Source organism: Poseidonocella pacifica, assembly GCF_900111875.1.
GTDB classification, from domain to species: Bacteria; Pseudomonadota; Alphaproteobacteria; order Rhodobacterales; family Rhodobacteraceae; genus Poseidonocella; species Poseidonocella pacifica.
In genome coordinates, this window is the sequence record NZ_FOJU01000005.1 from 84,199 (window position 1) to 103,142 (window position 18,944).

General features: G+C 60.1%; 19 protein-coding genes. 9 read left to right on the top strand and 10 right to left on the bottom strand.

Features of this window, described 5'->3' with window-relative positions; genetic code table 11:
• Positions 1-77: 77 nt before the first annotated feature.
• Positions 78-917: a metallophosphoesterase family protein gene (locus BM234_RS14380; RefSeq protein ID WP_092066206.1), complete on the top strand. Its 840-nt coding sequence runs from the start codon at positions 78-80 to the stop codon at positions 915-917.
• On the opposite strand, the gene BM234_RS14385 is transcribed toward BM234_RS14380, so the two are convergent.
• Positions 903-1,085 carry a PLDc N-terminal domain-containing protein gene (locus BM234_RS14385; protein ID WP_092066208.1) on the bottom strand — a complete coding sequence of 61 codons (183 nt, stop codon included), beginning with the start codon at positions 1,083-1,085 and terminating at the stop codon, positions 903-905. The genes BM234_RS14380 and BM234_RS14385 overlap by 15 nt on opposite strands.
• Before the next feature lie 66 nt (positions 1,086-1,151).
• Positions 1,152-1,754 (bottom strand): exopolysaccharide biosynthesis protein, encoded by a 603-nt coding sequence (locus BM234_RS14390; protein WP_092066210.1) that lies wholly within the window; start codon positions 1,752-1,754, stop codon positions 1,152-1,154.
• A gap of 139 nt (positions 1,755-1,893) precedes the next feature.
• Here BM234_RS14390 and BM234_RS14395 point away from each other — a divergent pair, with 139 nt between their 5' ends.
• Genes BM234_RS14395 through BM234_RS17510 form a run of 5 tightly spaced genes read left to right on the top strand, consistent with a single transcriptional unit; the run spans position 1,894 to position 7,235 of the window.
• Entirely contained in the window at positions 1,894-2,088 is a 195-nt protein-coding gene (locus BM234_RS14395) for a hypothetical protein (RefSeq protein ID WP_092066212.1), read from the top strand.
• 24 nt (positions 2,089-2,112) lie between these two features.
• A complete protein-coding gene (locus BM234_RS14400) occupies positions 2,113-5,274 on the top strand; it encodes a formate dehydrogenase subunit alpha (protein ID WP_092066214.1) in 3,162 nt (1,053 codons plus the stop codon).
• Entirely contained in the window at positions 5,261-5,857 is a 597-nt protein-coding gene (gene fdh3B, locus BM234_RS14405) for a formate dehydrogenase FDH3 subunit beta (protein ID WP_092066216.1), read from the top strand. The genes BM234_RS14400 and fdh3B overlap by 14 nt, the downstream gene beginning before the upstream one ends.
• A complete protein-coding gene (locus BM234_RS14410) occupies positions 5,854-7,068 on the top strand; it encodes a formate dehydrogenase subunit gamma (protein ID WP_092066218.1) in 1,215 nt (404 codons plus the stop codon). Before fdh3B ends, BM234_RS14410 begins: the two co-directional genes overlap by 4 nt.
• Positions 7,065-7,235: a hypothetical protein gene (locus tag BM234_RS17510; protein WP_175501282.1), complete on the top strand. Its 171-nt coding sequence runs from the start codon at positions 7,065-7,067 to the stop codon at positions 7,233-7,235. Before BM234_RS14410 ends, BM234_RS17510 begins: the two co-directional genes overlap by 4 nt.
• Positions 7,236-7,387: 152 nt before the next feature.
• On the opposite strand, the gene BM234_RS14415 is transcribed toward BM234_RS17510, so the two are convergent.
• The 6 genes from BM234_RS14415 to coxB form a co-directional block, all read right to left on the bottom strand.
• Positions 7,388-7,948, bottom strand: coding sequence for a type 1 glutamine amidotransferase domain-containing protein (locus BM234_RS14415; RefSeq protein ID WP_092066220.1), 561 nt, complete (start codon positions 7,946-7,948; stop codon positions 7,388-7,390).
• A gap of 65 nt (positions 7,949-8,013) precedes the next feature.
• A complete protein-coding gene (locus tag BM234_RS14420; protein ID WP_092066222.1) occupies positions 8,014-9,105 on the bottom strand; it encodes a c-type cytochrome in 1,092 nt (363 codons plus the stop codon).
• On the bottom strand, positions 9,102-9,683 hold the full coding sequence (locus tag BM234_RS14425; RefSeq protein ID WP_092066224.1) for a cytochrome c oxidase assembly protein: 582 nt from the start codon (positions 9,681-9,683) through the stop codon (positions 9,102-9,104). Before BM234_RS14425 ends, BM234_RS14420 begins: the two co-directional genes overlap by 4 nt.
• Positions 9,674-10,060 (bottom strand): hypothetical protein, encoded by a 387-nt coding sequence (locus tag BM234_RS14430; RefSeq protein WP_245752666.1) that lies wholly within the window; start codon positions 10,058-10,060, stop codon positions 9,674-9,676. Before BM234_RS14430 ends, BM234_RS14425 begins: the two co-directional genes overlap by 10 nt.
• Positions 10,057-12,606 carry a cytochrome c oxidase subunit I gene (ctaD, locus tag BM234_RS14435; protein ID WP_092066226.1) on the bottom strand — a complete coding sequence of 850 codons (2,550 nt, stop codon included), beginning with the start codon at positions 12,604-12,606 and terminating at the stop codon, positions 10,057-10,059. The genes BM234_RS14430 and ctaD overlap by 4 nt, the downstream gene beginning before the upstream one ends.
• On the bottom strand, positions 12,603-13,520 hold the full coding sequence (gene coxB, locus BM234_RS14440) for a cytochrome c oxidase subunit II (RefSeq protein WP_092066228.1): 918 nt from the start codon (positions 13,518-13,520) through the stop codon (positions 12,603-12,605). The genes ctaD and coxB overlap by 4 nt, the downstream gene beginning before the upstream one ends.
• A gap of 292 nt (positions 13,521-13,812) precedes the next feature.
• Here coxB and BM234_RS14445 point away from each other — a divergent pair, with 292 nt between their 5' ends.
• Positions 13,813-14,391, top strand: a complete 579-nt coding sequence (locus BM234_RS14445; RefSeq protein WP_139226810.1) for a heme oxygenase-like domain-containing protein — start codon at positions 13,813-13,815, stop codon at positions 14,389-14,391.
• Complete coding sequence (locus BM234_RS14450) at positions 14,378-16,942, top strand: HWE histidine kinase domain-containing protein (RefSeq protein ID WP_092066232.1); 2,565 nt, start codon at positions 14,378-14,380, stop codon at positions 16,940-16,942. Before BM234_RS14445 ends, BM234_RS14450 begins: the two co-directional genes overlap by 14 nt.
• 169 nt (positions 16,943-17,111) lie before the next feature.
• Here the strand turns inward: BM234_RS14450 and BM234_RS14455 are convergent, their stop codons facing one another.
• Positions 17,112-17,390 (bottom strand): hypothetical protein, encoded by a 279-nt coding sequence (locus BM234_RS14455; protein ID WP_092066234.1) that lies wholly within the window; start codon positions 17,388-17,390, stop codon positions 17,112-17,114.
• A 119-nt stretch (positions 17,391-17,509) separates the two neighbouring features.
• Here BM234_RS14455 and BM234_RS14460 point away from each other — a divergent pair, with 119 nt between their 5' ends.
• The gene (locus BM234_RS14460; RefSeq protein ID WP_092066236.1) at positions 17,510-17,680 is read left to right on the top strand and encodes a DUF1328 domain-containing protein; all 171 of its coding nucleotides are present in this window, start codon (positions 17,510-17,512) and stop codon (positions 17,678-17,680) included.
• 73 nt (positions 17,681-17,753) lie between these two features.
• Here the strand turns inward: BM234_RS14460 and BM234_RS14465 are convergent, their stop codons facing one another.
• Positions 17,754-18,500: a SapC family protein gene (locus BM234_RS14465; protein WP_092066238.1), complete on the bottom strand. Its 747-nt coding sequence runs from the start codon at positions 18,498-18,500 to the stop codon at positions 17,754-17,756.
• Positions 18,501-18,944 lie beyond the last annotated feature (444 nt).

Below are 18,944 nucleotides of genomic sequence, written 5' to 3' on the forward strand. Positions count from 1 at the left end.
CCCGAACAGGATGTGCGCTGGGGCTGCGCGATGCCTCTTTCAGTCGCTGTCACGAACAACACACAATCTCTCAGGCCATGATCCGAATTACCCAGATTTCAGACCTGCACTTCGGGCGGGATGATCCCACCCTCGAAGAGACGCTCATCGACGCGGTGAATGCGTCCCGCCCTGACCTTGTCGTGGTGTCGGGCGATTTCGTACAGCGGGCCCGATGGAGCCATTTCCGTGAAGCACGTGCATTCATGGAGCGTATCGAAGCGCCCACGCTGTCTGTGCCGGGCAATCATGATCTGCCGCTGTGGAACCTGCCCCTGCGCCTCGTTGCGCCGAAGCGCCGGTATCAGCGCTATATTGCGCGTGATCTGGAACCGGTGATCCGTCTTGGCGGGGTGACAGTGGTGGGGGTGGACACAACCTATCGCTGGCATTGGCAAAGCGGCAGGATCAGCGCGGAACAGATCGACCGCGTTGCGGATATAATTGGGGACCGCGGGCCTGATGATGTGGTCGTCGTCGTAGCCCATCATCCCTTCCACCATTCGCCGGAAGTTGAGAAGAAACTGATGCGCGGCGCGCCAAAAGCGCTCCGCAGATGGGGCAGGGCGGGACCGCATGTTATCCTGTCCGGTCATCTGCACACGTGGCTGACCGAGCCATTCGTTGCCAGGCGAGGAGATGCGCAGACATTGCAGGTGCATGCGGGCACCGGCTTGTCTACGCGTCTGAGGGGCGAGCCCAACGATTTTGCGGTTCTTGAGATTGCCGGTCCGGAAGTGCGGATCATCAGGCACACAGCGGGTGCAGACAGAGAGTTTCGCGAAGCCGACGAAGTTGTCTTTCGCTGCGGTGACGGCGGCTGGGTCGCGGATGGACCCGCCGCCGTACCGAGGGAGTGCGTGTCAGATACGCGGTGAGCGTGGCCCGAAGATGAGCCAGATGATGAAGCCGAGCAGAGGCAGGATCACCACCAAGAGCACCCACAGCACCTTTTTGCCGGTGCTTACGCCCGAGCCAAGGATCGAGATCACGGCCCAGATGTCGAGCGCGAGAACGATAAGGCCGCCAATTCCTGTAATTTCCATCGGTCTCTCCTATTTGTGTTGAGGTCCGCTGTGAAACGCGCGCCTGCCTCCGAAGGTTCCTGCGCCCTAGCCCCTGAGCACGTAAAGCGGCACACCGACGGCCGCCGCGACAATACACGAGCCCAGAAGAGCGAATATCGCGTCGCGGGTCAGCAGGGCGGTGGTGAAGGCAAGAACCGCCGCGCCCAGGATTGATGAGGTGAAGGGCACGATCTCCAGAAATGGCATCGCCAGCCCACAAAGCATGATGAGGATCTGAAGGGTCTTGCGCAGGGGCCGGCGCATCAGCCACTTCAGGTGTCCGCTGGCATATCGATCCAGCCATCTCGCCATCTTGCGGACCCGGTCCAGCACGTTCCGAAGCTTCTCACCCTTCATTTTTGCGCGCATGAGCCGCTTCGGAAGCCAGAGGTGCTTTCTGCGGATCACCATCTGACCGGCGATAAAGGCAATGCTCAGCCCACAAATCGAGGAGAAGAGGGGAATACCACTTAGCGGGGATACGACGAGCAGAGCGGGAACAATCAGTACGGGAAGGAAAGAGTCGTCGCCGAATGCCTCGACGATATCGCCTATTCTAACTGTGCCGTTGTCAGCGACTTCAGCGACCCGTTCGACGATTTCGCCGACCGGTCCGTGTGTATCCGATGCGTGGTCTGATTTGCCCATGATCAGAACTGAACCCCGCTGGCCGAGATTGGTTCCCTGCCGGGGTCACGGAATTCATTACAAAAAGTTGGAACATTGGAACGGGCGCTGCGTTTCAATGAAAAGGCCGCTTTTGCCTTCTCACCTGCAGGAGAAGACCATGCCCCCTAAATCGGATGATCCCAAGCTTTCGCGCCGCGCGCTCCTGCTCGCTGGACCCGCCGTTGCGGCTGGCACCGCTGCTGCCGCAGGAACGGAGGTCCCCGCCGACGGGGCTGAAGTCAAGGATCCTACAAAGACGGAGTTCAGGGAAACCGAACACGTCAAGACGTTCTACCGTCTCGCCCGCAGCTAAGCCTAGTCAATTCAGGAGCCACGCATGCTGAAACGTCGATCCGCCCGCGCAGCCTCATCTCGTCGCAATGTAATCGCTTCGGCTCAGGGCGATCAGGGGATCGACAGACGTAGCTTTCTTCGTAACAGCGGCCTTGCCGGACTATCCCTTGGGGCGATTGGCAGCGTAGGAGCGGGACGTCTGGCGCAGGCTCAGCCCACGGTGGCCCCGGGGATCACGCGCCACAAGACGATCTGCCCCTTCTGTTCGGTTGGCTGTTCGATCTGGGGCGAAGTCGAGAACGGTGTTTGGGTCGGGCAGGAGCCGGTTTTCGAAAGCCCCATCAATCAGGGCACGCACTGCGCCAAGGGGGCAGCCGCACGCGAAGTTGCCATCGGCGAGCGGCGGCTGAAGTACCCGATGAAGAAGGAAGGCGGAGAGTGGGTCCGCATCTCTTGGGAGCAGGCGATTTCCGAAATCGGCGAGGGCTTCGGGCGGATCCGCGAAACTTATGGCCCCGAAAGCGTCTTCTGGCTGGGATCGGCGAAATTCTCGAATGAGATGTCATATCTCTTCCGGAAATTCGCAGCCTTTTGGGGCACGAACAACGTCGACCATCAGGCGCGCATTTGCCATTCGACCACCGTCGCAGGCGTGGCCAATACCTATGGTTATGGCGCCATGACCAACACCTTCAACGACATCAGGAACGCAAAATCCATCATCATCATCGGCGGCAACCCGGCCGAGGCGCATCCCGTGTCCATGCTGCATGTCCTCAATGGCAAGGAAAACGGCGCGAAGATGGTAGTGGTCGACCCACGCTTTACGCGCACGGCGGCCCATGCCGATGAATACGTGCGCATCAGGCCCGGCACCGACGTCGGCTTTCTCTGGGGTTTGGCTCGGATCATCCTCGAGAACGGGTGGGAGGATCGCGAATACCTCGATCAGCGTGTCTGGGGCTTTGACAAGATCCGGAGTGAAATCGACCATTGGACCACCGATGAAGTGGAACGGGTAACGGGAATCCCGCCCGAACAGATGGAGCGGATCGCGCGCACTCTGGCTGAGAACCGGCCCGGTACGTTGATCTGGTGCATGGGGCTGACCCAATCAACCATAGGTAACAACAAGACACGTGCGGCTTCGATCCTGCAGCTTATCTTGGGAAATATCGGAAAGACGGGCGGCGGGGCGAACATCTTTCGCGGGCACGACAATGTGCAGGGGGCGACGGATCTCGGGGTCGCCTGCGATTCACTGCCTGCATACTACGGCCTGTCGGAAGATGCCTGGAAGCATTGGGCGCGCGTTTGGGACGTACCTTATGACTATCTGCGGGGGCGCTTCTCCAGCAAGGATCTGATGGAGAAAGAAGGCATCCCGGTCAGCCGTTGGATGGATGCGGTGCTGGAGGATGAACAGAACGTCGACCAGCCGCACAACTTCAAGGGCCTTGTCTTTTGGGGGCATGCCTCCAACAGCCAGACACGTGGGATCGAACGCAAACAGGCGCTGGAAGCCGCCGAGATGGTGGTGATCGTCGATCCGCACCCAACCCAAACGGCCATCGAAAACGAACGGACGGACGGGCTTTATCTCCTGCCGTCCGGAACCACGATGGAATGCGCCGGGTCTGTTACCAACTCAAGCCGTTCGTTGCAGTGGCGGGAAAAGGTCGTGGATCCGATCTTTGAGGCGAAATCGGACTATGAAATCCTGTATCTAATGGCCCGAGAGTTCGGATTTGCGGAGGAGATGTTCAAGCATACCGCGATCAGCTCCAATCAGCCGGCCCCCGAAGACGTCTTGAGAGAGATCAACCGGGGTACGTGGACCATCGGTTATACCGGGCAAAGCCCAGAGCGCCTCAAAGCGCATATGAATAATCAGGCGTCCTTCGATTCCATAACGCTGCTCGGCAAAGGCGGCGATGTGGAGGGGCAATACTACTGCCTTCCGTGGCCATCATGGGGCGATCCACAGTTACGCCATCCCGGCACGCCGCTGCTCTACGATACATCGAAACCCGTGGCGCAAGGTGGCCTGCCATTCCGCGCGCGCTGGGGGGTCGAACATGACGGCGAAACGCTTCTTGCCGAAGACAGCTTTACCAAGGGCTCAGCGATCCGGGACGGATATCCTGAGATCAGCATGGGCGTGCTCGAAGCAATGGGTTGGGCTGGTGAGTTGACCGCGAAGGAGCGGCTCATCATCACGGCGATCGCGGCGGACCGCTACCGCCACGACATGCTGAGTCTCAGCGAGACCGAGGCCTCCGCCGCCATTCGTGCCATTGAGAAGGCTGCCGAAGAGGAACAACAAGACGACAACGTCATCAGCGAGAGTTGGGGCGGCGGTGACGCAGGTGCGCTTGCTGCGGACGATGAGCCTGTTACCGAGCGTTTCCCGGAGTTTACGGACAATGCGCTGGAGGCGATTTCCGCCTACCTCTCCAATCAGCCGGAGCCGGGCGAGGGAGAGTCCCTGTCCCTCGCGGAGCGTATCCGGCGCGTCAACTGGAAGACGGATCTATCCGGGGGGTTGCAGCGGGTCGCCATCGCCCATGGTCTGGCACCTTATGGGAATGGCAAGGCGCGTTGTGCAGTCTGGACCTTCCCGGACGAGGTGCCACGCCACCGGGAGCCGCTTTTCACCGCGCGGCGCGATCTGTTGCCCGACTATGAAACATACGAGGATCGCCGCCTGTGGCGCCTGCCCGTTCTCTACAAATCGATCCAGCAGGTGGACTATGCCAAGGATTTCCCGCTGACGATGACGTCGGGACGTCTTGTTGAATTCGAAGGCGGCGGAGACGAGACGCGCTCGAACAAGTGGCTGGCCGAATTCCAACAACAGATGTTTGTGGAATTGAACCCGGCCGATGCGGGGCGTGCGAACGTTGGCTCGGGAGAGTTTTGTTGGGTTCATACGCCAAACGGCAAGATCCGCGTGAAGGCGCTTGTCACCCGGCGGGTAGGCGAGGGAACAGTCTTTCTGCCGTTCCATTTCGCAGGTGTCTGGATGGGTCAGGATCTGAGCGGGCGATACCCCCAAGGCACGGTGCCCTATGTGACGGGCGAGTCCGTCAACACCATCCAGACCTACGGCTATGACGCGGTGACCCAGATGCAGGAAACCAAAGCCACGCTCTGTCGAATTACGGCAGACGGGGAAATAGGAGGCGAGAATGGCGCGGCTTAAGTTTCTCTGTGATGCGGACCGGTGCATCGAATGCAACGCCTGCGCGACCGTGTGCAAGAATGAGCACGAGGTTCCATGGGGGATGGTGCGCAGGCGCGTGGTGACCATCAATGACGGGGAAACGGACGAACGATCCGTGGCGGTTTCCTGCATGCACTGCACGGACGCGCCTTGCGTCGCCGTTTGTCCGACCTCGACCCTGTATCAGACCGATCTTGGCATTGTTCTGCACGACAAGGACAACTGTATTGGTTGCGGCTATTGCTTTTACGCCTGCCCCTTTGGCGCGCCGCAGTTCCCCGAAGCCACACTCATGGGCTCACGCGGCAAGATGGACAAATGCACCTATTGCGCGGGCGGCCCGGAAGAGAACGGGTCAGAGGCCGAGTTCAAGAAATATGGCCGCAACCGGATCGCGGAAGGCAAGCTTCCCATCTGTGCAGAGGTCTGTTCGACCCGAGCTCTGCTTGCCGGTGATGGCGATGTGGTGGGCGAGATTTATCGCGAAAGGGTCATTCACCGCGGATACGGCTCGGGTGCCTGGGGCTGGAAAACCGCATATTATCCGGATGAGAAATCATGAGCGACGTCATTGTCCGTGGCCGGGACTTTACGGCCTATCGCATCGGAGGTGCCATCGCGGCGGCGCTTCTTTTCGCAGCCCTCCTCTGGCAGACCTATGAGATTTTCGACGGCGACGCCATGACCGTGCCGGAGACCAGCTGGACAGCGGTGAATGACGGCGAAGGATCGGGGGAGAATGCCGTTCTGGCCGACGATATTCTTGTCGCGCGTACCCGCCTGCTGGATGAACGGTTCAAGACAGGCCCCTCTCCCGAAGAGCCGGGATTTGCAGCTCAGGCCGGGCAAACCCTCGTGGAGGAGCCAATTGACGGCTATTCCAAAGCCCTTCCCGAAGCATGGATGACGGGCGACGCGGAAATGCTCCGGATGCTACGTCCCGGTCAACGCACCGAGGGGCTCTCTTCGTTGCCCTACGTCAACGCGGCGCTTTTTGAGCGTCCGGAGGGGCGCGACTGGCGGCTGGGCATGGCCGACTTCATTACCCATCTTGGCGCGCTCGTGATCCTGGGCTTCGCTTTTTTGCTTGCGCTATTGCTCGCCATCCGTGGGCGGGTGCCCATCGCGGAGGGGCGTGCCCGAACCAAGGTCAAACGGTTCGGTTTTCTGGAACGCGCGACCCATTGGATGACGGCGACGAGCTTTATCGGGTTGGCTCTCACGGGTATCGTCATTGCCTATGGCGAAACGCTTATTTTGCCCTTTGGCGGTGACTTGCTGGGGCAAGCGGGCTGGATCGCCACTTGGGGCCATGCCGTTTGTTTCCCGCCCTTCGCGTTTGGAATTCTGATAATGGGGATCATGTGGGTCGGGCGTAACATACCGGATCGTCTTGATTGGATTTGGCTCAAGAATGGCGGCGGGCTCTTTTCTGACGAAGGGCCAAACCCGCCGGCGAAAAAGTTCAACGCAGGTCAGAAACTCATCTTCTGGTCGGCGATGCTGGGCGGCATTCTCATGGTAGGCACTGGGGTCATGCTGATGTTCCCCTTCTTCTTTCTCGGGCTCGAAGCGCAGGCATGGGTCATGTTGGGCCACGCCACTGTTGCTACGTTCCTCATCGCCATTTTCATTGGCCATATCTACATCGGCACGGTGGGAATGCAGGGCGCGATTGATGCGATGTGGTCTGGCCGTGTGGATCGCAACTGGGCCAAGGAGCACCACGAACTTTGGCTGAAGGACATCGAGAAAGAGGAGACTGCGCGATGACCTCATTTCTGGCAGGCTTTGGTTTCGCCGCTGTGGTCGCTGGCGCGACCTTCTGGGGGCTGACCAATCTCGATGTGACCTCCGCGGGGCGATATGAGGATGCATCGGTGCATATTCACGAGGATGCAGAGCACTATCAGGGTGTGCAGTCTGACGCGCTCGACTGAGCCATCCAATTACCACTGACCAATCCATCCCCCTCAAAAAAGCACGCCCCGCTCAGGGGAAGAGCGGGGCGTGCTGGCATTCAGATCGCAGGCTCTGGGCCCTAAGGCCCGGCCTTTTGGGGGATGGAACGACCTGAACGCCGTTCCTTCGATCAGGCGGCCTGACGGTCGTGACGGCCTTCTTCGATCTCTTCGACGATCTTGGCAACGAAAGCCGGAAGGTCGTCCGGGTTGCGGCTGGTCACGATGCCATTGTCGGCGACCACTTCGCTATCCTGCCAGTTCGCGCCGGCGTTGATCAGGTCGGTGCGGATGGACGAATAAGACGTCGCATCGCGGCCTTTGATGATCCCCGCTTCGACGAGGAGCCATGGCGCGTGGCACACGGCGGCGATGGTCTTGCCGGAGTTGTGGAACGCTTTGATAAGGTCGATTACCTCGGGCAACGTGCGCAGGATGTCGGGGTTGATCTGACCGCCCGGAAGCACCAGCGCGGTGAAGTCGTCAGCGTTCACATCGGAGATCTTGGCATCCGCGGTAACACTGCTGCCCCAGTCGTCGGTATCCCAGCCCTTGATGTCGTTGCCATCGGGCGTGGCGAGCGTAACCGTTGCGCCTTTCTTGGCCAGTTCGTCGCGGGGGTACTCAAGTTCCGACTGCTCGAAACCGTTTGTCGACAGGATGAGGATCTTTGCTTCGGTAATGCTTGGCATTGCGTTTCTCCTTCATTTGAAGTGTGCCCTACCAACGTCCCGACCAGTGCCTTGTTCCAAGGTCTTCAGGGTTTCTCTGCACCTGCGAAAAACGCCGCAAGATCGGCAATATCCTCATCCTCGAGGGGGCGCGCCGCAGCATGCATTCGGTTTGCTCCGGGGGAGGAGGTAACCGGTTCCTCGCGCCAGAGGCGCAGCCAGATGGTGATCCACCTGGCGTCCTGACCTGTGATCCTCGGCGTGTCCGGGCGCCGCTCATTGTCATGACAGGACAGGCAGGAGGGGATATCATCATCCTCATCGCCGCGACGGGCAAGTTCCTCACCGCGCGCGGCATCGCCGTCGTTGAGAGTCTGACCCCGCCATGTTCCGTCCAAGCCTGCGTAGTGGCTGGCAAGCTCGGAGATCTGCTTGTCGGTAAGCGATGCCGCGAGCGGCTCCATGAATCCGCTTTGCCGAATATCGGCGCGATAGGCACGCAAGGCATCTGCGAGATAGGTTGCACTTTGGCCGGCAAGCTTTGGCGCCATTCCATCCCGGCCCAGTCCATCTGTCCCGTGGCAACGATTGCAGCTTTCCTGCAGGCTCAGATCCCCGCTCAGCGCGCCGAAGCTCACGGCGGCTCGGCCCCCGTCTTGGGCCGAAGGACCAAACGCCATCTCGCGGTAGTCTTCTTCGGAGACGTCCTGATAGACCGACATGAACGCGGCAACGGCCCAAGGCTCATCGGGGCGATGAGCGCCCGACCATTCAGGCATCCCGGTGTATTTCAACCCGTGACGGACCAACCAATAGTATTCTTCGGTCTCGAAGTCGGCATCGTTCAGCGGTGGCGGCGCAGGGCGCATTCCCTTGACAATGGGGCTTCGCGGCAGACCGGGTGCCCCGTGGCAGGATGCGCATCCTGTGGCGTAGTGGCCCGCGCCGAGCCGTTGCAGCGCCGGATCTGCGGGGTCCATGTAAGAGGGCGGCGCCAGCGTGAGAGATCGGATCGCAACCGCGTTTTGCATGTAGCCATGCAAAGCCCAGCGAACGGGCGAGAAGTGCGGCACGGATGCGGCGATATTGTAGGGCGCCAGAAAGAAGAATGCCGCACCGCCCAACAGGGCAATCCCTGCGCCAACGGCAAGCCTGCGAGGTGTGATGCGGATCTTCATGGCGTGGCCTCCTCCTGAAGTCGAAGCGCGGGGGCCAGTCGCGCCAAGGCGAAACCGAGATAGAGCGCGCCGCCGGCCCCGGCCATGAGCGCTCCGGCAATCTGCTGCTCTGCAAGTGCGTCCAACCCGAAATACCCTGCGCAGATGTCGCCATATAGCTCCCGCGGAGAAAGGCCGATGAGGGCGCCCAAAAGGGTCATGTGCATGACCGTCCCCAGAAGCACGACAGCCCCCCCCAGTCGTCCCGCCGAATTGACCACGGCCCACAGAAGCAGGCCTACGGCAAGGAAACTGCCTTGCTCCAGCACAAGACCCAAGTTGGAAAGCCGCGCCCAGAGATGTGCGGACGGTGGGTGCCAGCCCCAGACAACGAGCATTTCGGCAACGACGGCGAGGGCCAGCCAGACCGGCCCTGCGCCCCACCGCAGGCGCGGCGCAAGAAGTGCGGGAACCACGGCGACGATCCCCAGATGCAGGACCATGTGCAGGATGATGGAACCGGCTGCGAGCTCCGGCAGGGGGCCAAGCCACAGAATGGCAAGAAGCAATGCCCCGGCTGTCCGACTGGCTACCAGCATCTTGCGAATACCAGTGCAGGGGCGGCGGTGAAGCAGATTGCGATGGCGCTCAACGCGGCGAGCAAAAGGGAAACATGGCCGAGGAAACGTTTCCGGTCATGCGAGGTGTTCTGGTTGATCTCATTCTCGACGGAGAACGTGCCTCCATAGCTGTGAAGAGCGCGGTAGGCGAGAAAAGCGATTGCGCCCAATGATAGTGCCGTCAGTGCCGCGATGATCCACCGGGGGGTGGTCAGCGACGCGGGCACCGTCCCGGAGAACTTTGCGCACCAGACCGCCGCGACCCAGTAGCAGAGCAGGAAATGCCCCGCCCAGATCGACGGGATCGTGGCGACGATCCAGACGGAACCTTCACTGATCAGTCGGGGATACTTCACGCTGTACCCCCTGAAACGAGAGGGAAGATCCCGAGCAACAGATAGGTGATCAGCGCGGTGACGGCCATGAAGTGCCAGTAAAGCGTGACGTTGCGCAGATCTGCGTCGTGAAACGGAGTCAGGTGCCCGGCCCAGCTTCGCGCCGCGCAATAGGGCAGCATCAGAGCGCCCGCCGCGATATGCCCCGCAAGCCAGAGGATCAGCACCCAGCATGTCGCATCATAGGCGTGCCGGGTCGGGTTCAGATCGGAGGCAAGACAAGCCCACCCCATGGCTGCAACTCCGGTAAGGCCGACGATTGGCGCGATGAGAAGAAGCGTCCGTGCTGCCTCGCGCCTTCCGTTGCGGTTCCAGACACATGCCGTATTCACAAGCGCCCACGCCCCAAGGCAGAGCGCCAATCCGAGCAAGAGATACAGAGCGTCAGGTGGGACTGTCCCAACCGGTGGAAAGCTCTCGTGGACGGTCCAGAAGAACATGTAGGCAAAGACCAGACCGAAAAAGGCTGTCATATCCCCGATCATCATGATGAACATCGCCCACCAGCCAACAGCACGGCTGCCCGATGCATAGAGGGGGAGGTGAAGGCCGCGACTGCAGTCCTTGCTATCCTTCTCGGGGATCAATCCCGTACCCGTCCACAGCCACCAGATGAGCGCTGCGACAAACCCTATGCCGCTCAGCGCAGTGGGAACCCACCAATGGTAAGTCGCGAAGATGAACACGCCCCCGAGCAGAAGTGCACAAAGCAGCGTCTTGTAGGTGGGGCCGGGAACACGCTGCACGAACATTGGGCGCGCATCGAGGATATCCGTCACCATGAGTTCGCGTTTGCCTTCCTTTGCATCGGGAAGGAACCACTCGCCGCGGTCGACCTGCCCCAGCAGGCCATCTTGCTGCCAAAGAGGATAGCGGGTGGAGATGACGGGGATCGAACGGATCCCCCATGGCATGTCGGGTACCTCGCCCGACCATTCCATGGTGCCGGCGTTCCACGGATTTCGCGCGGCGAGGGGCTGTTTTCCCTTGGGTCGCAATACATCCCAGGCCAGTACGGCAAAGCCCGCCGCCATGATGAACGCCCCAGCCGTGGAGACCATGTTCAGCAGGCCCCAGCCATCCTCCAGTGAATAGGTCCAGACCCGCCGAGGCATGCCGAGGATCCCCGTCCAATGCATCGGCAGGAAGGCCGTGTTGAACCCGCCGAACATGAGCCAGAAAGCCCATTTTCCAAGCCGGTCGGACAGCATTTTCGACGTGGCGAAGGGATACCAATAGTAGATCCCGGCAAGCAGCGGGAAGAGCATGCCGCCAATGAGTGTATAGTGCAGGTGCGCGACGATGAAGTAGCTGTCATGGGCTTGCCAGTCGAAGGGCACGAGCGCGACCATGACCCCGGTCAACCCGCCAAAGACGAAGATCGCAAGCGCGCCCGACGCAAAAAGCATGGGGATCGATGGCACGAACCGGCCGAGCATCAGGGTGGCAAGGAAACAGAAGATCTGCACCCCGGTCGGAATGGCCACCGCCTCGGAAGCAGCCGAAAAGAAACTCAGCGAGATGTTCGGGAGACCCGTGGTGAACATGTGATGCACCCAGAGGCCGAAACTGAGAAAGGCGATGCCCACGGCGGAAAGAACGACGAGCGAATGCCCCACCATGGGATGGCGTGCGAAGGTGGGCAGGATCGTCGCGATCAGGGCGATGGAGGGGAGAAAGATGATGTAAACTTCTGGATGCCCGAAGATCCAGAAAAGGTGTTGCCAGAGAAGGGGGTCGCCGCCCTTGTCCACATCAAAGAAAACCCAGCCAAAGGCGCGTTCCATCTCAAGCAGCAGGTCGCCAGCAATCAGTGGCGGGAAGGCAAAAAGGATCATGCCGCCAACCACGAGGACGTACCAACAATAGAGCGGCATGAGGTTGAGCCGCATCCCCGGCGGGCGGCACTTCAAAACGCCAATGATGAGTTCGATGGCTGCCGCGATGGAGGCCACTTCGATAAAGCTGAGCCCCAGAAGCCAGATATCGGTTCCGATCCCCGTTTGCTTTGGGTCGGACGAGAGCGGCGGATACATGAACCATCCGCCGTCCGGCGCGGCATCGAAAAAGATCGATCCGCAGACAAAGACGCCCCCAATCAGAAAACACCAGTATCCGAAGGCCGAAAGACGCGGGAAGGGCAGGTCCCGCGCCCCGAGGATCTCCGGCAGGACCATGATCGCCACGGCCTCAAAAATCGGGACCGCAAAGAGGAACATCATCACCGTGCCGTGCATGGTGAAGGCTTGATTATAGAAATCCATCGACAGAAGATCGTTTTCGGGGACTGCCAATTGGCTGCGCATCAGAAGCGCAAGGACCCCGGCGAAGACAAAGAAGGCGAAGGAGGTCAGGAGATACCACCTGCCGACAATGGAGTTGTTGACCGCCGAAAACCGCCGCCATCCCGTGGGTTCTCTCCAGACATCGAGCAGGCGGGAGCGTTGGGCTTCGTCGCGCGCCTTGTCATAAGGAGCTGGCGGAGCGAGATCGTCCGTCCAGCTCATGTCAGGCTCAGGAGGTAGTCGATCATGTCCTCGAGCTCCTCGGTTGGAATGTCGGGATATGCGGGCATCTTCACGCCGGGCTTGAGCGTGTCGGTATGGGTGATCCAGTGCCGGAGCGTGTCACGGTCCAGTGCCAGGATCCCCGCGCCGAGAGATGTTCGTGCGCCAAAATGGGTGAGATCCGGTCCAACCAGGCCCTGCGCTTCGGTTCCTCGGATGGTGTGGCAGGCACCGCATCCTTCTCCAAGAAAGGCCTCCAGCCCCGGACCACTCTCGGGTTGAGCCGGGGCGGCTTCGTCTTCGAGCCATGCGTCGAATGCGTCCGGCTCCATCACGATCACGTTGAACCGCATCTGGGCATGAGCGCCGCCGCAGTATTCTGCGCACAACCCACCCCAGTTCCCCACCGTCGTCGGGGTCAGTGTGAGGCGGTTTTCCCGCCCCGGGATCATGTCGATCTTGCCGCCCAGAGCCGGGGCCCAGAACGAATGGATCACATCGTCTGCCGTAAGGAGAATCTCCGCCGTCCGGCCACGCGGAAGCCGCACTTCATTGGCTGTTACCACTCCGCCGGGATACCCGACCCGCCACCACCATTGCTCCCCTTCGACCTCCAGAGTCAGATCGCTCCGCTCGGCAACAATGCTCTTCAGGGTGAGAAGCCCCGTGCCGAGCAGGGCGGCGAGCACGACGGTGGGAAAGGCAAAGCCGCCCCAGAGGATCATGCGCCGCGCCGATTTTTCGGTATTGGATCGACCAGAGGACCGCATGGCAAAGAACGCCAGCGCCATGACGATCAGCCATATCACACCGGCCCCCGCAAAGAGAATCCACGCCAGCGTTTCAATGCTTTGGGCCTCTTCCGAGGCGCCTGAAAACCAGTAGTGCCGCCCAGAGCAACCGGGCAGACACAAAAGAGCAGTAAGAATCGCGGTCTTCGGCCTGAAAATGGGACGTCTCCGGATTGTCGGAAAACCGGATACGGAACGCGCAGTTAGGCGGGAATGTTCCCGATCTTGGAAAACAAAAGTGGAATTCTGCGGCGTGAGGTTTGTTGCACCAAAGGGATCGCCATGGACAAATTAGGAACCCACTGAAATACTCTTTCGTATAGCGCGGCTGGGGTGGGCACCCTTTGTCGCGGACGAAACCAGTTTGGCTTCCTCCGGGGTCTTCGCCCAGACCTTCACGGAAGCGCATAGAGACATGAGCGATACTACTACTGTGGGCGATCTACGTTCGCGGCTGCGTTCTGATACGCGTGACCGCCATGAAACGCTTGACCAGCGCCTGTTTCGCCACGACCTCGCGGAACGGGACGGTCTGACGACATTTCTACTGACACAAGCGACGGCACTTGCCACTCTTTTGGGGGTGGTGACGGAGGGTGCGCGCGCTTTGGAGACTGCTAAGGACCTTTTGGCGAGGGCGCAGAGCGATCTACGGGTTTTGGGCGTGACCGCTTCAGAGCTGGAGCAACGACCTGCGCCGATGTCGGCCCTGGCCTTTGATTATGTTGTCTTTGGGTCCCGCCTCGGCAATACGTTCTTGCGCAAGGCTTGGGCTGCGAGTGTCGATCCGCAGGTCCAAACGGCCCAGTCCTATTTTACCGCTCCGGACGGGCTCGATGGATGGCGGTTCTTTGCCCGTTCGATGGCTCTGCGGCCGGCGGTCGGCAGCGAAGCCGATGCCACCGTAGCGGATGCCGCACGTGCTTTCTTGATCTACCACGACGCGCTGGACGGTGCGGAACGTCAAATGGAGCGTGCATATGCATCAACGTGATGAACTATCCGACGTGGTCGACCCTTCCGATTGCGAGAAGGACCCTATTCACCTTGTCGGCCGGGTTCAGTCATTCGGCTGTCTGATCGCGGTGGATCGCAACTGGGTGATACGCCACGCCTCCACCAATTGTGACCAGATACTAGGCAAGGAGTTCGCCAATCTGATCGGAATGCCATTGCGTGAAGCAATGACCGCGCAGTCCGTTCACGATCTGCGCTCCAAGACGCAACTCTTGATCCAAGGCAACCGGGCGGCACGGCTTTTCGGCTATGATCTTTTTGAGAACGGGCGGAGATTTGACATCTCCATGCACCATTCGGGGGATCTGACGGTCCTTGAGATTGAGGCCAAGCAAGCTTCTCCCGGGGGGCGGGACGAGCTTTCGCTGGTACAGCCACTGATCGAACGGGTGCGGCGGAAAAAAACGATCGAGGGTGCGACACATGAGGCGGCCCGAGCGCTCAAGGCCCTGACCGGTCTTGATCGGGTCATGGTCTACCGTTTTGAGGCTGATGATAGCGGGGCTGTGATCGCCGAGGCGCGAGAGGCGGAGATGCCGCCGTATCTGGGCCTGCGCTATCCGGCGAGCGATATCCCCAAACAGGCGCGGGATCTCTATGCGCGTAGCCCGGTGAGGCTCATCAGTGATGTCAACGGCGCGACCTATCCGGTGGAGCCGCAGTTCGACGCCAAGGGCGCACCTCTCGATTTGTCACAGGCGGTCACACGCGCGGTTGCGCCGGTGCATCTGGAGTATTTGCGAAACATGGAGGTCGGGGCCTCCATGTCGCTTTCGATTGTTTCGCGGGGCGTGCTTTGGGGCCTCATGGCGTGCCACCACAGGGAGGCTTTCCACGTCGACGCGGAGAAGCGCAGCGCGATGGAACTGTTCGTGCAACTCTTCAACTACGAATTGACGCAGATCGAGACTGACCTTGAGCTTGCTGCCGCAGATGTGGCGGCGTCCATCCATGACCGTCTGATCGAGCGGATTGTCGACCGGAAGGATCTTGCCAGCGCGCTTGACATCCTCTCGGAGGAGCTTTCGGATGCTGTCGGGTTCGACGGCGTCGTAATCTATGTGAATGGGACCTATGCGGGCCGGGGCGAGGTTCCGACAGAGGAGGAATTCCGCCGTTTGGCCGCCCATCTGGGCGAGGTGCATCGCAACGGGGTCTATGCCACCGAGAATATCAGTGCGCAGTATCCCGAAGGGCTGGACTTTCTCGACCGGGCCGCGGGGATGCTTTCCCTTTCGGTATCGCGCACCAAGCGCGACTACGTCGTGTTTTTTCGCAAGGAATTGGTGCGATCTGTCTTGTGGGCCGGTAATCCATCCAAGCCCGCCAGTATCGAGAACGGAACCAAACGTATCAGCCCGCGCAAGAGCTTTGCCGCGTGGCAGGAAGTGGTCAAGAGCCGATCGGGTCCGTGGAGCCGCAGGGAAATCCGCCTCTCGGAGACCTTGCGCGTATCGCTCATGGAGATCGTGCTGAAGCTGGCCGATGAGGCGCGGGATGCCAGACAGGAGGCTCATGTTCATCAGGAACTGCTGATTGCTGAGCTTAACCACCGGGCCCGCAATATTCTCAACCTGATCCGCGGTCTCGTATCGCAGGGGCGGGGCGCGGCAGACACGGTTGCGGATTACAGCGCGGTGCTTGATGCGCGCATCCATTCGCTTGCCCGCGCGCATGACCAAATCACCCGCACGGGAGAAGACTGGGCGCTTTTGCAGGACCTCATACGGAACGAGACCGAAGCTTATCTGCGTAAGGGAAGTGACCGCGTTTTGGTAAGCGGACCGGGCGTGGAACTCGCGCCCCGAGCCTTCACGACGGTCGCCCTCGTTATCCACGAGTTGGTGACGAACTCCGCGAAATATGGCGCGCTGAGCGTTGAGACGGGAACCGTCCAGATCGATCTCGAGTTTTTGCAGGACGGCGCACTTCAGATACGATGGGCGGACACTGGCGGCCCGCAGGTCGCTCCGCCCAAGCGTCAGGGGTTCGGGACGACAATCGTGGAGCGCTCTATTCCCTTCGATCTCAAGGGCAAGGCCGAAGTTTCCTACCCCGAAACCGGGTTCACAGGAGTCTTCACCCTTCCTCCCGTGAATGTGCGGCCCAGCACCACCACGCATATCGAGGCGTCGTCGAAAGAGGACGCACAGCAAAGCGATGAGGCGCTTCTGCCGGGTATGGTGCTGGTGGTAGAAGACAACATGATCATTGCCATGGATGTGGCGGACATGTTGACCAAACTCGGCGCCACAGAGGTCAAGACAGTGTCGAGCGTGGAGGAGGCGATGATCGCGCTTGCGGGCTCCACGCCGAGCTTTGCCCTGCTGGACGTCAACTTGGGCGAGGAAACCTCCCATTCGGTGGCCGAGGCGCTCCGTGGCCGCAAGATCCCGTTCGTTCTGGCCTCGGGTTATGGGGAGGAGGCGACGCAGCTCGATAAATTCGACCCGTCGTCCCCCATCCTGCAGAAGCCTTTTACAGCTGATCGACTGAGGCGGGCGGTTCTCGAAATCTTGAACAGCTAACTGCCTAAAGCGCGGCATAGCCTGGTTCAGCCGTTCGGGTTTTCCCGGCGGAGTCGCTACGCCCCCTGAATACGAAAGCAGCATCGCAAAAAGTTGCGAAGCTGCTTTCATGGCATCTGCCATATATCTCGGTGGTTCTGAGCCGCCAGCGAACCGCTGACGCATCGCCTTAGTAGCGGTCGCGCAGCGCGAGGCCGAGCAAGAGGCCAAAACCGACGGCGCCTGCGATTGCAAGGCCGGGGTTCTTGCGAACGAATTCCGAACCAGTGTCGACGGCAACGGATGTCGCTTCCTTGGCGCGTTCAAACTGCGCCACGGCTGCATCCTGAACCTCGTGCCCAAGAACGTTGGCCTTGTCGGCGACCAGCTTGGCGTTTTCCTTTACGCCTCCGGTGCGGGTCTGTGCCGCTTCGGTTTCGGTGATTGTCGGTGTGTTAGAGTCTGCCATTGTAGCTCTCCTTTCCCCCATACAACCACCGAGATGCCATGAGGTTCCCGTGGAACCCGCGAATGATTTGGGGGGTTACCCAGATATCGTCACTTCGACTTCAGCGAAAAGGAAAGACCATGCTGTATTGGGCACTTATCTTTTTCGTCGTGGCAGTCATCGCCGGGATCTTCGGGTTTGGTGGGATCGCTGCGGCGTCGGCGGGTATCGCCAAGATCCTCTTCTTCATATTCCTCGCCCTATGCGCGATCGCGCTAGTCATCCGCGCGATGCGTGGAGGGTCGCGTTAGGCAGACAAGGACCAAGCCGCAGGCGGGGGCGGTGCAGCCTCCGCCCCCATGTCGTACGTGGTAGCCAACCAACTTATTGAAGTGATTGGCCCCGAGCCGCGTTTTCCGCCAGTTTGATACTGAGCGTTTCAATATTCGCAAATGATTGCAGGTGTACGTAGCACAACTCCAGTTCGTCACTGGCGAACATCTCCCCAAGGACCTCGGGCGAGAGAGCCTTGAGCTTGGCGCGATCAATCCGGAAGAAGCCGGCGAGGCGGCGCGGCTGATTATCGTCACCAGTGAAATTGGCAACCGCTGGCTCAAGCAGATCAAGGGCCAGCAGGCGATCACAAAATGCCTTGGTTCGCAGATACTGGCTTTGGTACTGGGTCGCGAATTCCAGCTGCGACTGGAGGAAGCTGGACCGTTCACCCTCACTGTCGAACAGGCGTTCGCCGCGACCATCCGAGTTTACGCCCTCAAACCCCTCATCGATGCACAAGGTGAGTTGGTTCCCATCGGGGTTCTGCGCAAAAACGAAGGGGTACCGACGCAGGAAGGCTGGGATGTACCGGCCGATCCATGCGCCATTCTCGTCGACGTATTCGTTGCGGTCGTTCTCCACCCCGAGCAGTACGGCGGGGAAAACCGCCTCTGCCGTTCCTGCGAAGACAATCACGCAGTCGGCCGCCGCCGCAGAGAATTCCGCCGCAACGATTGGTACGGAGTTGACGTCGCGAGCAAAACCGTAGGCGCCGGTCATCTTGACGGACACATCCTTGTGCGTGTCGGCATTGATGGGCGTCGCCCTGTCATAGATCAGCAATTGTTTGGCCATCGGAGTTCCCTGTACGGTTGGTGCGCTCTGACGCTTCGCGTGGCGAAGGGCAGAATTCCTTGTTGCGCGGAAGCTGGCACAGGCCAAAGGTACCGGCAAGCGTGGCGCGGTGGTTCCCGGGGTCGCGGGCGCGGCTTACGCCGGATCGTGGCGTCATTGTCACGCCGAGAATGCTTCGGAACCCTTTGAAACAAGGCGGGAGAACAGGCCGCTCCGGGTCATGGAGGCAAAGAAGGTTACGCAACTGGAATTGTTTAGATTTCGTTAACCTTTGACCCCCTACACATCATGACAAAAAGAGAGCGACATTATCCGTAATTTCTTTCTTTGGGAATTCGCTTCGCTTCTCTAAGGTGTTCAAACAGTTTCATTTTGCATTTTTCTGCTTTGTATCGCGGCGAATAAAACTCGCATTCTCAAGGCTCCGGATCGCTGAAGGTATAG